This is a genomic window from Aerococcus tenax, assembly GCF_003286645.3.
In the GTDB taxonomy this organism is placed as follows: domain Bacteria; phylum Bacillota; class Bacilli; order Lactobacillales; family Aerococcaceae; genus Aerococcus; species Aerococcus tenax.
On record NZ_CP127382.2, the window covers coordinates 1812091 to 1827182 of the forward strand.

Below are 15092 nucleotides of genomic sequence, written 5' to 3' on the forward strand. Positions count from 1 at the left end.
ACTGTAAAAGAAATAGTTCTAACAATTCTATTATGTGCTTATATTCACAACATGTAAAATAGTAAGTTTAGGGGTCTGGGATAACTATATTGTTATGGAAAAATTATGAGTAGCTTGCACTCCTAGATGCTATGAATTATCTTCTGCTTTTACCAAAGGCTCCTTGGTCTTTCAATGCTGTTATCTCCTCTGCCCCATAGCCTAAAGCTTCCAGAACTTCCTGGTTATTTTCACCTACCAAGGGAGCAGCTTGGTAAGGCATATCTAAATTATCGGAGAACTGGACCGGAGAGGTCGGCATCTGCGCATGGTTACCGTTAGCAAATTGGTAATCATAGAGGTAATGATTTGCCTGAGCTTGCGGATCGTGGGCGATTTCTTCAAAGTGACGGGCCCGTTCAAAAGTAATATCAGCCGCTAGGAAACGCTCAGAAAGCGTTTGACTATCAAATTGGGCAAAGGCCTCCTCTAAAATATGGGTCAACTCCTCCTTGTATTGCGAGTTGGCCATAGCTGCTTGGGTGGCATAGCGCTCATCGGCGATTAGGTCTTCTCGTTCTAATAGCTTCATTAATTGGGGGTAACCCTTATCATGAACAGGCAGGACAATGACCATAATCTCGTCATTCTTAGTGCGGTAAGAATGCATCAATGGACTGGTCGGACGATGATAAGGCTTAGGAAAGACATCTTGATATTGGGTGGAAATCACTTGGACTCCATTTGCATAAATGGCTGTTCCATATAGAGACACCCGAACCTCTTGTCCCTGGCCAGTCTGTTCGGCTTGACGTAAGGCTCCTAAAGTTCCACTCAAGAGGGCAAGACCACAAATCCCATCCCCAATTCCAGTGGGAAGATGGAGGGGATGTTCGCCTTCGGGGGATAGGTCAGCGACAAAGCCGCCACGAGACCAATAAGCGGCCATATCATAACCAGGGCGCCCTGCTTCCTCTCCCTGCAAGCCGTAACCAGAAAAATGCGTCCAGACTAAACTGGGATACTTAGCAGACAGGGTCGCATAATCCAAGCCAAGCTTCCTGAGGGATTCTAGCCGCACATTAGAAATAAAAATATCAGCCCAAGCAATTAATCTATCCATCACTTCTAAACCAGCGCTTGTCTTTAAATCTAAAGTGACCCCCTTTTTATTGGCATTATAGAGGTCGAAGATCGGATTTTCTTCAGCCTTAGCGGGGGCTCCCATACTAGCTCCAAGGACACGAAGCACTTCGCCCCCAGGAGCTTCGACTTTAACCACTTCTGCTCCCCAATCAGCCATCATTTTTGCTGCTGCCGGTGCAGCCACCATGGTCGTAAAGTCAACCACCTTAACCCCTTTTAATAACTCAATCATCATAACCACCCTTTCTAAGATAGCGTTTTCTTTTTTCTTATTATGGATGAAAATACAGTAAAAAGGAAGAACTTTTGTTTTGCTAAAGACCTATAACTATAAAATAATCAGGCTTTGCAGTAGTTGTTTTGCTTAATGATACGTATAATGAAGTCAAGAAAGTGATTCAGATAACAACTTTTACTTCAACCCGACTAATGGATAGCGTTAGTTAATAAGCTAATTTTGAAAGGAAAGTTTATGATGTCAACCACTAAAGATGATAAAAAAGCCATCCAAGAACGGCAATTGAAACTCCTTAAGAAGCAAATTCAACAACATAAGGATGTCTTTATTCGTTTGAAGGATAAGTAAGTAGTGAGCACGAGGTTCGCAATTCTAATCCAGTCATGCTAGGATAAAACTGTAGTCGTAAAAAGACAAGCTGTCTGTCAGTGGCACGCGATTTGTCACACTGACGCACAAAGACCAATAAGGAGGAAAACAACTTATGGCAAAAATTGCAAGTATTATGACCGACCTTTTCGAAGATTCTGAATACACTTCACCTAAAGAAGCCCTCGAAGCAGCGGGTCATCAAGTCGTTCCTGTCGGTTTAGAAAAAGGCGCTACCGTTACTGGTAAAAGTGATGGGACCGAAGTCGAAATTGAAGTCGGCATTGACACCGCTAAGGGCGAAGACTTTGACGCCTTACTGATTCCTGGTGGTTACTCCCCAGATAAGATCCGTAAGTATGAAGATGTTTTAAACTTTGTCCGTCACTTCGCTTACAAACATAAACCCATCTTCTCTATCTGCCACGCCCCACAGCTTTTAGTCAACGCGGATGTACTCCACGGTAAAGACATTACCTCCGTTGCCCAAGTGGCTGTTGACGTGAAGAACGCCGGTGCCAACTACTTTGATGAAGAAGTGGTTATCGACTCCTCTGGTTTAATCTCCAGTCGGACCCCAGACGACCTCCCTGCCTTCAACAAAGCCATTGTTGACGCTTTGAAATAGAGTAAAAAAACGAAAAACCAGCGCCTGCCAAAGCTTGAGTGAGCTTGGTGGGCGCTGGTTTTTTGGATTAATTTATCATTCAAATTTACCAATAAGTAATAGTCCACTCATAAACAAAGGATGAGTGGACTTTTTGAATTCTCTTAATGAATCGTTACCTTGGTACCAATGGTAATTTCTGGAAGCTCTTTTTGTTCCACATAGATGGTTCCAGCCAAATCAGCATCGCTTGAATTGTCGAAACGTACCGAGATATGGCCTAAGTCAGTAAGGTTCTTCTCTACGACGCTACCAACAGCAGTGATTTTATAGTCTTGGTCATCAAAGGAGATGGTTTGCCCTGCTTCAATAGTCCCTTGGATAGGATTAACGTCGATATTATAGCAATAATCAGCTAAGTCAGCAGGGGCGTCTTCTCCAAAGAGGATGATCATGTTTTCACTTTTAAATAATTCAGCATCGGCACCAATATTTTTTACTTCTGTTTGATAAATAGTCATCGTAGATTTCCTTTCTGTACTTTTGTTTTTATGAGCGCATTTCTTCTTTGATTAGCTATAGAGACCAATACTTGCTAACCATGCCACTAGGACACGGGGCACACCGTTTAGGAAACGGGAATAAAGGATAGCAGGCACGCCGACTTCAACAGTTTCAGAAGAAGCTTCTGCTAAACCTAAACCAACCGGAATGAAGTCACAACCGTTTTGGGTATTGATGGCAAAGAGAGCAGGTAGGGCTAGTTGTGGCGGAATATTACCCTTACCAATTTCTACCCCAATTAGGGTCCCAACGATTTGGCTGATTACCGCGCCAGGCCCCAGTAATGGGGATAAGAATGGGAGGGAGCAGACAAAACCAATGACCACTAAGCCAATTCCATTCCCAGCCAGTGGGGTTAAGGCCCGGGCGATCCAGTCACCAACCCCTGAGCCTTGGATAAGTCCAATGAGTAAGGAAACAAAGGCCATGAAAGGAATCACGGTGTGTAACATGGTTTCAATCGCTTCACGGGCGGATTGGTTGAAGACGGCAACAATTTTACCAGCACCCATCCCGATTTTAGCGATAAAACTAGGATTTTCAGTTTGTTCGGTAATCTTCTTAGAGGTGTCGTAGCCAGCCTTTTCTCCACTGCCTTCCGCTTGGTCAGCTGCTTGGCTAGCTGCTATCGAACTTACTGGTTCTTGGCTCCCATCGGCCAGACCAATTTGGTTAACGCCAACATTAGAAACATAGATATCTTCGGTAATATATTGGGCTAAGGGACCAGACTTCCCAGTAGCGATAATATTTACGGTAGGAATCCCCTTCTTAGGATAGATCCCGCAACGGAGGGTCCCTCCACAGTCAATAATAGCTAAGGCAATTTCTTCATCAGGGATGGAGGTTTTAAAACCGTTAACCGCTTCCATCCCAGAAAGTTCTTCAATACGGTCCACAATGGCTGGACGTTCGCCGCCACCCACCACATAAATGAATTTGTGTTTTTCTTCGGTTGGGGTAATTACTAGGGGGCCACCAAAGCCGCCTGACCCTTTAACAATTTTTATGCTTTTGTATTCACTCATGATAATTCTCCTTAATCAATGTCCACATCAACGGTTTTTGACAAGGTAATGCCTTGTTGTTTACATACGCGAGCAGTAATGAAGTCTGTGACCCAACCACCAACAAAGTTCATCACTAACCCCACTAAGAGGTAGCGAATGGCTAATTCCATTTGGTTGAGGCCTAAAGCTTCAATCCCTTGGGCAATCCCTAACCAAACGAATAATTCACCGGGGTTAATATGAGGGAAGACCCCGTTGGAGGTATGGCAGAATTGCATTTGTGCGGCAATGTAACCGGGTTTATAGAATTCAGGCAGGAAACGTCCCATGGTCATTGACATGGGGTTCCCTAACATAAAGGCGGACACAAAGGGTAGGATCATGTAACGGGTAAAGACATTCTTAGAAGCCACCCGGGCTAAGCTGGTTACCCGTTCTTCTCCTAAAAGATTAATCACAGCGTTCATGGCCACCATTAACATTAATACCAGGGGAACAATGGATCCCATCCAGGCAATGAAGTTATCGGCACCGGTTTGGAAGAGGTTCATGAACCCTTCCGCAAATTTAACAATATATTCCATTTTTTATCCACGTCCTTTAACTTTATTTGACAGTGTGTATTTCATCTGTGTGGCAAAATTGCCTAATTGTTTGAAGGTGGATTGCGGTTTTTCTTCCTTATAGTCACCGATTTCCACCCGAATGTAGACTTCGCGGGCGTCTTCCATGGCAATTTGGGTTAATTTATTTTCTTTTTGTACCAGGGGATGCTTGCGATCGATCAAATAGAGATCTTGCCCAATATATTGGGGGAGGCGCTTGAATTTCGCTAATACCGTGACTCCTTGCATCTTATAGGCATCAAGGATTCTGGCTTGGTCATTGACGGCAAACATCACGATCGTGCCTTGGCGAATCTTGCCAGACCGTCTCCCGATGGCGACTTTGCCTTGTTTACGCAGGTCTTGGTAAACTTGGTTAAAGTGTTTGATTTGCAGGAAACCAAGAAAGGCTTGGCCCAAGTAGGCCAGTAAGGCCATCCCACCAAATACGATCATAAAGCTCACAATGCGTCATCTCCTTGTAAAATGTCTTGTATCTCTTCCAAAGAATGCGTAGTTTTTAATAAGACCTTTAAGTCCTGGTTATTAGCCACCGCAAAAATGGCTTCATAGATATTAATCAGTAACTCATCCATGACTTGGTTGGTCTGACTGGGAATTCCTAAGAGAAAGACCAGGTCAATGGGCCGACCCTTTTCTTTGATATCGGCTTCCACTTGACCGATGAATAGGATGATTTGATCAAAATCTTCAACCACCGTATGGGGCATGGCTATTCCTTGGTCAAAAACCGTATCACTAATGGTTTCCCGTTCAAAGATAGCTTGTTGGAAATCTGAGGAAATTCCGGTCTCTTCAATGACTTTGTCCGTCATCACTCGGAGCAAGTCTTCGTAACTTTCCCCTTGGTCTAAAGTAAGAAAGTCCAAATAAACCAACTGGGAAAAGAGAGGATTATGCCGTTGGACACTATTCCACTGCGACCGAATATAAGACTCATCGAATAAATTATCCAGTTGAATAATGGGCCGTTTGATTCTGGTCTTGTCTAAAGGAATAGTAGTGAAGATCGCAAAGTATTGACTAGGATCTTCCTGGTTAAATTCCCCTTCTGAGAAAGTGGATAACTCTAAACTGGTCCCTAAGATGCGTTGAATCTGCATCTTAATCAAACGGGCTGTGCCCTTACCGGTGTGACAAACGATAGCAATTTTTTGACTTTTCAAACTTACTTGCCGGTTGATAACCAATTCAAAGTAGAGACTCAGGTAAGATAACTCAATGCCTGGTACCTCACGGTCTAAGACTTCTTCCAAGACCCGGCCAGTAATCTCTGCCAGGGTGAAGGACAACGGGTATTGTTGCTGGACCTCATGGAAAAATAAATCATCACTATTGACCCGGAATAACAAGCGATGAAGAAGAAAAATTAAATGATTGCGCATAGCTTGGTATAACTTTTCCTGGTCAAATTCAATAGCTAAGTCACGTTGAATGGCTTGGAGTATTTCTTGGTAAACCTGGTCAACAAAGGCTGAGTTAAAGCTCTCCGGCACAATGTCTTCCTTATTGTAAATATTAAAAGGATAGGCCAGGTACTGGTATTCATAATGACTTAGGGTGAGGTTGAAATAATCTTCAATTTCAGCAATAAAGACTTCGTAGTCCTCTTGTCCTTGTAAGAAATTCTGGTAATGAGGCATCTCACTCATCAAACCGTGCCCTTGACGGACACGGAGTAGAGTGACATAAACAACTTTTAAGAGTAAATCTTTGGTGAAATTGGTCATATTAAAATTAGGGGCCAAATTCAACAAATGCGTCTTATCTTTGATAGTGAATTGATCTTCCTTGAAGTAAGAAAGAACGATATTGACATATGCCGTGCGGATATCGAGCTCATCCCCTTCCAGAGTCAAACCCTTATTTGGGGTGCCAACAATGGTGAGGTGATAATCCGTTAACTCTTGGCGAAGGTGGCTGATATCATTATTCACCGTCCCGCGACTAACCGTGGTCACTTCAGCAAGGTCATCGATAATGACAGCCTCTTGGTCTTCAATTAGCTGTTTAAGAATATAGGCTTGCCGTTTATTGGAAGAATTAAAGTCAGTATCTTGGCGAAATTTTCCTGCTAAGATTTTCTTAAAAGCAGCAAAATCTTTAATGGTCAAGTGATAGACCTTATCTTCTAAAGTAATGCTGGCAATGCCTCCCAGCTCCTGGTTAAGGAGTTGGATATTCTTTTTGAGGGTTTGGCGACTTGTCTTCAGCCCCGCTTCGAACTCCGCTTGGGGAATCTTGGGGTGCATATATAAATTATTTAAAATTTCATACCAACGATCAACAAGTGCCATAACACCACTCCTTAACTAGCCTCTTGTCTTGCCTCCCGCAACGTTGATGGTTACTCCGGTAATATAGGAAGAATGGTTAGATACTAAGTAAGCGACCACATCGGCCACTTCACTTAATTTACCGCTGCGGCCTAAAGGAATTGTGGTGGTCTTTGAATACCCAGCACGTAAATCATCGACCGTAATGCCACGGGTATAAGATAGGGATTCTTCATAAGCTAGGGTTCTTAGACCGGTTTCTTCTAAAATCCCAGGAGCCACACCAACCACACGCACATTGTGTTTGCCTAATTCCTTAGACCAAGAGCGGGTAAATGAGTAAACCGCTGCTTTTGTTGCTGCGTAAGGGCTTTGGCCTTCGGAACCTTCTAGTCCTGATTCAGAACCCATATTGATGATTACGCCTTCGCCTTTATCTACTAAGATCCGCCCCACCGCTTGGGCAACCAAGAAGACACCTTTTTGATTGATTGCTACCATTTTATCAAAAGTTGCGTCATCCAGTTCATACTTTCCGTTAGGATCTTTAGGATCTACTAATAAACGGGGAACGTTAATCCCAGCATTATTCACCACAGCGTCCACAGTACCGAAGTGGTCCACCACTTTTTGGACACTGGCTTCCACATTTTCTCGGGAAGACACGTCGGTTTGAACGAAAAGTAAGTTCTCATGTTCCACATGGTTATCGGAAATATCAAAGTTAGCCACCTTACAGCCATCATTTAATAATTCTTCCACCACTGCAGCGCCAATCCCTGAAGAGGCACCTGTAACAATAACTACCTTACCTTCAATACCTAACCAATTTTCCATAATCGATTCACCTCTCTAAATTCTTTTTGTTCTTTTCTTTACACTTAGTATTGTATCGGTAAGCGCTGTCAAAATTAATACAAGGTTTTTTCGCTTGATAAAAAAAGTCTTTGACTAATCCTTTATATAAAAGCGCTGACAATTTTGATATTTCTAGTAAACTATAGGTAGAAGTGATAAGAAGCTTTGCTTGGAAAAGTTTTAAGTGAAGTTCCACAAAGTGATTAAGAAGAAAGGAAGAATGGAATGAAACTTGTTTTAGATACCGCTAATTTAGACAAAATTAAGGACTATGTGACCTATTTACCAGTAGAAGGGGTCACCACCAACCCCAGTATCCTGAAAAAAGCTGGAGATATTGATGTGGTTGAACGACTGAATGCTATCCAAGAAGTGATTGGGGAAGACAAAGACCTCCATGTTCAAGTGGTGGCTAAGGATTATGAAGGGATTGTTAAGGACACTCACGCCATTTTAGAAGCAGTCAATGACCGAGTATGCGTTAAAATTCCAGTGAATAAGGAGGGCTTACGGGCGATTAAAACCTTAAAGGCGGAAGGCGTTCGGATTACCGCCACTGGCATCTATTCTAAAATTCAAGCCCTGTTAGCCGCAGAATTAGGTGCTGACTTCTTAGCCCCTTACGTCAACCGCATGCTTAACTTAGATACCGATCCTTATGAAGTGATTTCTTCGGTTTCCTATCAATTAGCGCGGACCAACAGCGACACCGAAATCATTGCCGCTTCCTTTAAGAATATTAACCAAGTCACCAGCGCCCTAGAAGCCGGCGCCCAATACATTACAGTTGGGGATGACGTTGTGGATAAGTTTGTAGAAAACGCCAATATTCAAAAAGCGGTCAGCGATTTCTCTGCCGATTGGACCGCGGTTCATGACCGGGAAAGTTTTGTATAAGGGATAGTGAAATGAAGAAAGACCTTAGTCAAATTAAATTAGTAATCTTTGACCTAGATGGCACCCTAGTAGATACGGAAAAGATCTATCATGCCGGTTGGCGCCATGTCTTAAAGGACTATGGCGTAACGATTAGTCAAGAAACCCTGGATCAAATGCGGGGAGGAACCCGCCAACACAATAATCATGTCATTCAAAATCTACTAGATGGCGATGAATCATTAGCTAAAGAAGCAAGAGAAAAAAGGAACGCGTATTTTAAAGAAGCGATTACGAAAGAAAGCATAGACCGCAAAGAAGGGGCCTTAGACCTACTCATTTATTTAAAGAATATGGGAACGCCAATTGCTGTAGCAACTTCGTCACCACAGGAACGCGGAGAAAGCGTCTTAAAAACTAGTGGTCTAATGCCTTATATTAATTTTGGAGTTTACGGTGACCAGATTGAAAACGGTAAGCCAGATCCAGATATTTATCTTAAAGTTTTAGAACACTACCAAGTTAGCGGCCAAGAAACGCTTGCTGTTGAAGATTCATTGAATGGCTTAATGGCAAGCACACGTGCAAAAATCCCCAGCTTTTATGTGCCGGAAATTCCATTGAAAGATGGGGAGTTAGAACAAGTGGATGAGAATTTTTTAATCGGTATTTACCCTTCTTTAATAGCAGTTAAGAATGAATTGAATAAATAAAATAGGAAAACCAGCACAGGTCTAGCTCATTGAAGCTAGACTAAATGCTGGTTTCTTTTTTAATCTATAATGCAAGTCAACATTCGCTAGGTGAAAATAGAGTTTTTTTAAGCATAAATCATCAAGCCCGGTCCTCATTTCCGGCTTTTTTTAAAATATTTACGTGACTGACTATATCACTCTGCATCCAAAAATACTAAATCATTGACATTAACATTTATATAATCATTAGAGGAGATAACCTCAACTACCATCTCCTTTTCGTATTTGAATTGGACTAAATACTTGATATACTTGCCCATAAATTGCTTATCTGTCACTATTCCTGGTATCCCTTTCTCTTGCTTGTTTAAGATAAATTCTTCTGGTTTAACCGGATAGATATTATGCTCAACAAAATAATTAGCAATCTTCTTTGGCTCCCATATCGTTCTTACCCCGTTTTCAGGAGTGAAAGCTCCCTTATTCCATGTCCCTTTCACTATAGACGATCTCCCGATGAATTGGGCGACAAAGTCGTTAGTTGGGAAATGATATAAGTTATAAGGTGTATCCATTTGAGAGATTTCTCCATTATTCATCACAACAATGCGATCGGCCAAAGCCATGGCTTCTAATTGGTCATGGGTAACATAGAGAAAAGTTGACCCTACAGTCTGATGGATTTTTTTGATTTCATGAATCATGGAATCTTTTAAATGGGCATCTAAGGCGCTGAGGGGCTCATCCATGAGTAAGACATTTGGGCCGGAGACCAAAGCTCGTCCTAGGGAGACGCGTTGTTTTTGTCCCCCAGATAATTCATGTGGGTAACGATTTTTAAGCTCCTGAAGTTGTAACATGTCTAAAGTCTGATGGATTCGTTTCTTTTTTTCTTCCTTACTCAATTTGTTCTTAAGTACAGAGCTATTCAATGGATATAATAAGTGTTCAAAAACTGATAAATGAGGCCAAAGGGCAAAATGTTGGAATACCATTCCGAAGCCTCTTTCTTCCACAGGCACATTTTCACCTTCCTGATAGAGAAGTTTATCCCCTAATTGAATAGTGCCCGCATCAGGAGTTAAAAAACCAGCGATCGACCGTAAGAAAGTCGTTTTCCCACAACCTGAAGGACCTAATATCGCAATAAATTCTCCTTTATTGAATGAAACAGAGATATTATTCAATGCCACATTATTCCCATAGGCCTTACTTAACTGAGTAATTGTCATTTGATCCGTCAATTGATTTTTCCTCCTTAGCTAGGAAATAATTTCTACAGAATAAGAGCAATAAAATGAATAGGGTCAGTAAAACAGAATATGCTTGAGCTGTATTGGTATCGCCACTAGTTTGTAAATTATAAATGGTTAAGCCAATCGTTTTCGTATTGGCAGCAGCTAAGAGGGAGGATAAAGTTAATTCCGTCAATGCACTACTAAACATTAAAAAGGAACTCGATAATAGTTGCCCTTTCATCAAGGGTAAAATAATTTTTCTCCAAATTTGAGGCTGCTTTGAACCTGAAATCTGTGCCGATTGTTCCAAGTCAACAGGAATACTAGTGATAGCTGTGGATGAGCCGTTAAAAATAACCAAAAAGTAACGTGTGATATAAGCAATAAACAGAATCAATAAGCTGCCATAGACATTAGGAACATTACTCCAATAAAGAATCATGCTTAAAGCCAAAACGATCCCAGGCGTTGAATATGTGATTGACGCACCCAACTCCAATAAAGAGGTTGCTTTGGAATCGATCCTTGATTTGTAATAAGTAGCAAAAATGCTTAGCATTAAGCAGACTAAAATAGCTAAAGTCGTTAAGATGAAGCTGTTCCAAAAGCCGTTATACATCGAGGGCGTTTGTAAAATAAAGGCATAATTATCCAAAGCCATATTAGAAACATCGAAAATACTTCTACTATAACCAACTTGTAAGGACGAAAAGAACATGGTCACCAAGGGCAGAATATTTAGTGTTAGTAAAATGATAAACATCATACCTTCGACCGTTCGTCTATATTTAGGAGTTAACTGAATACGGTCATTAGAACGAGCTCTCTCCGTATCAATGGCAACAGATTTTCTCAGCATATAAGCCCTAAAGGCCACTCCAGTAAAGGCAATCAATGACAAAATGATCGATAGAACAGCAGCCTCATTAAAGCTATGCGGTCCGAAACCAATCGCTTTTTCGTAAATATAGGTACTTAATACCGGAATCCCACTAGGCGTCCCCAAGGTAGAAACAATAGCAAAATTGTCAATAGCACTTAAAAAGGCTAAAATAATTCCGTTTGCTATCCCATACTTAGCGGAAGGCAAATTGATATTTTTAAGCGTTGATACAATGTTATATCCAGATATACGAGAAGCCCATTCTTGTTCAATAGGAACTTTCTTTAAGATATCAATGACATTTAAATAAACAAGAGCTGCATTACTAAGTCCTAATATAAAAATCATCCCTCCCATTGAATATAAATTGACCATGGGAAGCTTCAACTGAGTTAAGAGACTATTCATTGGACTATTGAAGGCAAAGACCGATGTCCAAGATAGCGTCATAATATAGCCCGGAATAACAAAGGGCAGAATGGTTAATAGCTCAAAAGCTTTTTTAAAACGAATGTTTGTATAGGCAACAATGATCGCCACCAATAATCCAAAAATAAATGAAATACAAGTTGAACCAAGGCCTAATATTAAAGTGTTTTTAATGGCTTGAAATGTCCGGCTTGAATCGAAAATAAGCGCAAAATTTTCAAAACCAAGTCCAGCGGGCGTCTCAATCCCCTTAATTATTATGGTAAGTAAGGGGCAGATAAAAACGGTTAAGGCAATAAAGGAAAAGATTAATCGCCAAAATAATTGGGAATGTTGTTTTAGCATGATTTTCACTCTTTCATATAAAGAAAAGGCTAAAGACAAAACCTTCCTTAACCTTTTCATCTCTCTATTCAGTTAAAAATTCTTATTGACCGAATAATTCTGCAAATTTTTCCTTATCTGCATCACGTGTTTCCAATACTTGTTGAGAGTTATAGTCCATGGTTTTAATATCAGAAACCCCTTTTAGCCCCTCAGGCGCTTGAACGCCTTCACGAACTGGCGTGTAACCAATTTCTGCAGTGACTTCTTGTCCTCTTTCTGAAAGAATAAAATCAACAAAATGTTGGGCTAATTCTGCGTTTTTAGCCCCATTAATAATTCCAATCGGCTCGGTAACATAGAGGGCTCCCTCTTCTGGGTAAACAAATTCAATAGGTGCCCCATCATTTTTAGCCCGAATAGCCATATAGTCAACTAACATTCCCATGCCTTGCTGGCCATTGAGTAGGGCATCGCGAACGGTACCATTACCTTGCCCGACAAAGACATCGTTAGCTTTGAGGTCTTCATAGAAATCCCAACCTAGATTACCATCCTGGGTCAAAATCGATAAGTTGAGAGACGCAGCCCCTGAGTACAATGGACTTGGGATCATCGGCATGCCTTTATACTTCGTATCGGTCATACTTTTAAAGCCGTCAATTTCATTGGCATCAACCATATCCGTGTTCACTGCCATACCAGTCACAATTAATTTGGTCCCCGCATACTTAAAATCAGGATGAACATAATCACTAGGAATCTTATCGAGCTCAGGAGATTCATAGGACTGAAGCAGGTCTTCATTGGCTAATTGGTCAAAGGTAAAACTATCCGAAACAAGCAATGCATCTGCTAAAACTTCGCCTGTCTCTTTTTCCGCCATAACTTTTGAAATAACTTCTTCGGTACCTGAACGGAATATATTTACTTTTATATCGGGATACTCTTTATTGAATGCTGCAACCAATTTATTGATGTCTTCTTCAGGTTGAGAAGTATAAAGAACAAACTCGCCAGAAGCTGAATTGCTTTCCCCAGCTTGGCCTGAGCTCGTTCCCGTGTTATTTGATACATTAGGTTGCTCAGCTGTAGAACAAGCGGAAAGAAAGATAAAAGTAAACAATAATAATAAGGGTTTGAACAACTTTTTCATTATACGAATCCTCCACAAATTAAAAATGCTACTGATAAGTTTATTTGTCGACGTACTCTAAAATAACGCCAGTTATGTCTAGCTTGGCCTTAGATAATAATTATCAGTCGTATAGCTTATTTTCTTTTTACAGGAATGCTTACTTACTGACACCAGAGTTCCTTTTTAACAAATTCATTGTAGCAATTTCATGTAAATTTAAGGTAAAAATACAATATAGTTTGCGTTAAGCCACCGAAAAATATGTAAAGAAATTCAAGTAAGATAATAAAATTTGTTCAATACAATCAAATAAACTATCCATAAATATATATTAGACAGATTTTTGTAAATTTTTCTTTATTGCTATGTCGCTAGGTATCACTTTGGGGATATTTTTGAAAATAAAAAGCTCCTCTCAAGGTCAATTCACTATATACCTTAAGAGGAGCTGCCTATATAATTTTATATCTTATTGCATTTCCTTCATTGCTTCTTGTTCTTGTAATAATAACTTCTTGTCATAGCTTCTAATAAATGGGTAATAGACTAAGAATGCTACAGCAGCACAAGCTAATGCAAGGATACCGGCCTTAATATCGCCACCACTACCAATAAATGCTCCTAAACCAACAGGCGTTGGCCAAGCCATTTGAGCGATAACAGGACGAGCGAAGCCACTAGCAATTCCGATATAACCAACAGTCATTGACGCGATTGGAGCTAGGAACCATGGAATCATTAGGTCCACATTATATAAGAATGGAATACCAAAGATTAAGGGTTCATTAATATTAAAGAGTGCTGGAACTGCAGACGCCTTGCCAATCGCACTTAATTGTTCTGATTTTGCCCGAGTTGCTAACCAGAAGCAAAGTACTAGGGTAGCACCCGATCCCCCAATAGTAACATAAGCATTATTAAATTCACCAGCAAATGGGATGGATGCGCCAGCAACATTAGCGGTTAAGTTAGCGAATGTAATGGGTTGTAGGAAGGAAGTCACCAAGGTCGCCCCATGAATCCCAACAAACCATAATGCTTGCATAATAATATAAATAACAACTAGACCTAGCCAAGAATTGGCTAAATTAGTAATGAATCCAAAAGGAACTTCTAAAATTGTAAAGATATCGTAGCCCAAAGATAGTAATAATGCATTAATCAATAACACAACAATAGCGATTGCAAAGGCAGGGATTAAAGCGGTAAATGAATTAGCCACCCCTGCAGGTACAGCTTCTGGGAGTTTAATGGTAATATTCTTTTTCACACAGAAACGATAGATCATCACAGCGATGGTAGCCATAATAATTCCTGTAAAGATCCCCACAGTCCCTAAACGACTTAAGCCATCGGCACCGACACTCCATCCATTAACAATTTGGACATCGGCTTCTGGGTCAATAAGGTGGACTAACTTAGTAACGCCACCTTCCATGACAAGGTTCGGAATGGTCATAAAGAAGGCGAAGGCTGAAAGTAAGCCACCGTTAATTGCTGAGAGGTCAAGATCTTCTTCATCAGCATAAATTTTAGTTAATTCATAACCTAATAGAATATTAAAGTATAATGCCAAAATTCCCATCGTTGCTTTATTAGCTAACATGTACAAATCGCTAAACTTGAAGAAAGTAGCTTCATAAAATCCTTGAAGGGAGGGAAAGGCTTGTGGGAGAACATTAATAACCAAAAACATTGACCCTACAATAGTAAAAGGAATGGTTCCCATCCCAGTATTGGTAATTGCCCGAACAAATTTATATTGAGAAAAAGTCCCTAAAGGCCCCAGTATATATTTATCCATCCAATTATTAATCTTATTATTTTCAGACATAT

Annotated in this window: 14 protein-coding genes; 3 read left to right on the plus strand and 11 right to left on the minus strand. The window is 40.7% G+C overall.

The features are described 5' to 3' along the window. Positions 1-136: 136 nt before the first annotated feature. Positions 137-1357: a CaiB/BaiF CoA transferase family protein gene (locus tag DBT50_RS08455; RefSeq protein ID WP_181566086.1), complete on the minus strand. Its 1221-nt coding sequence runs from the start codon at positions 1355-1357 to the stop codon at positions 137-139. Between the two features lie 490 nt (positions 1358-1847). Here DBT50_RS08455 and DBT50_RS08460 point away from each other — a divergent pair, with 490 nt between their 5' ends. Next, on the plus strand, positions 1848-2360 hold the full coding sequence (locus tag DBT50_RS08460) for a type 1 glutamine amidotransferase domain-containing protein (RefSeq protein WP_111852014.1): 513 nt from the start codon (positions 1848-1850) through the stop codon (positions 2358-2360). A 143-nt stretch (positions 2361-2503) separates the two neighbouring features. Here the strand turns inward: DBT50_RS08460 and DBT50_RS08465 are convergent, their stop codons facing one another. The 6 genes from DBT50_RS08465 to DBT50_RS08490 are packed head-to-tail and all read right to left on the minus strand — an operon-like array spanning position 2504 to position 7652. Further along, positions 2504-2860, minus strand: coding sequence for a PTS glucitol/sorbitol transporter subunit IIA (locus tag DBT50_RS08465; protein ID WP_111852013.1), 357 nt, complete (start codon positions 2858-2860; stop codon positions 2504-2506). Positions 2861-2911: 51 nt separating this feature from the next. After that, positions 2912-3931 carry a PTS glucitol/sorbitol transporter subunit IIB gene (srlE, locus tag DBT50_RS08470; RefSeq protein ID WP_111852012.1) on the minus strand — a complete coding sequence of 340 codons (1020 nt, stop codon included), beginning with the start codon at positions 3929-3931 and terminating at the stop codon, positions 2912-2914. Between the two features lie 11 nt (positions 3932-3942). Further along, a complete protein-coding gene (srlA, locus tag DBT50_RS08475; protein ID WP_111822222.1) occupies positions 3943-4497 on the minus strand; it encodes a PTS glucitol/sorbitol transporter subunit IIC in 555 nt (184 codons plus the stop codon). A 3-nt stretch (positions 4498-4500) separates the two neighbouring features. Continuing rightward, positions 4501-4983 (minus strand): transcriptional regulator GutM, encoded by a 483-nt coding sequence (locus tag DBT50_RS08480; protein WP_111852011.1) that lies wholly within the window; start codon positions 4981-4983, stop codon positions 4501-4503. Then, positions 4980-6836: a BglG family transcription antiterminator gene (locus DBT50_RS08485; protein WP_111852010.1), complete on the minus strand. Its 1857-nt coding sequence runs from the start codon at positions 6834-6836 to the stop codon at positions 4980-4982. The genes DBT50_RS08480 and DBT50_RS08485 overlap by 4 nt, the downstream gene beginning before the upstream one ends. Before the next feature lie 15 nt (positions 6837-6851). Next, the gene (locus DBT50_RS08490) at positions 6852-7652 is read right to left on the minus strand and encodes an SDR family oxidoreductase (RefSeq protein WP_111852009.1); all 801 of its coding nucleotides are present in this window, start codon (positions 7650-7652) and stop codon (positions 6852-6854) included. A 246-nt stretch (positions 7653-7898) separates the two neighbouring features. Between DBT50_RS08490 and DBT50_RS08495 the strand changes: the two genes are divergently transcribed. Further along, positions 7899-8570 carry a fructose-6-phosphate aldolase gene (locus DBT50_RS08495; RefSeq protein ID WP_111852008.1) on the plus strand — a complete coding sequence of 224 codons (672 nt, stop codon included), beginning with the start codon at positions 7899-7901 and terminating at the stop codon, positions 8568-8570. 11 nt (positions 8571-8581) lie between these two features. Beyond that, entirely contained in the window at positions 8582-9262 is a 681-nt protein-coding gene (locus DBT50_RS08500; RefSeq protein ID WP_111852007.1) for an HAD family hydrolase, read from the plus strand. Between the two features lie 176 nt (positions 9263-9438). Here DBT50_RS08500 and DBT50_RS08505 read toward each other — a convergent pair whose 3' ends face one another. From DBT50_RS08505 to celB, 4 genes are all read right to left on the minus strand, one after another. Then, the gene (locus DBT50_RS08505; RefSeq protein WP_111853280.1) at positions 9439-10488 is read right to left on the minus strand and encodes an ABC transporter ATP-binding protein; all 1050 of its coding nucleotides are present in this window, start codon (positions 10486-10488) and stop codon (positions 9439-9441) included. Beyond that, a complete protein-coding gene (locus DBT50_RS08510; protein ID WP_181566085.1) occupies positions 10454-12178 on the minus strand; it encodes an ABC transporter permease in 1725 nt (574 codons plus the stop codon). Before DBT50_RS08510 ends, DBT50_RS08505 begins: the two co-directional genes overlap by 35 nt. A gap of 43 nt (positions 12179-12221) precedes the next feature. Then, positions 12222-13274: an ABC transporter substrate-binding protein gene (locus DBT50_RS08515; RefSeq protein WP_111852004.1), complete on the minus strand. Its 1053-nt coding sequence runs from the start codon at positions 13272-13274 to the stop codon at positions 12222-12224. 451 nt (positions 13275-13725) lie between these two features. Then, positions 13726-15090, minus strand: a complete 1365-nt coding sequence (celB, locus tag DBT50_RS08520) for a PTS cellobiose transporter subunit IIC (protein ID WP_111853279.1) — start codon at positions 15088-15090, stop codon at positions 13726-13728. Between the last annotated feature and the right edge of the window lie 2 nt (positions 15091-15092).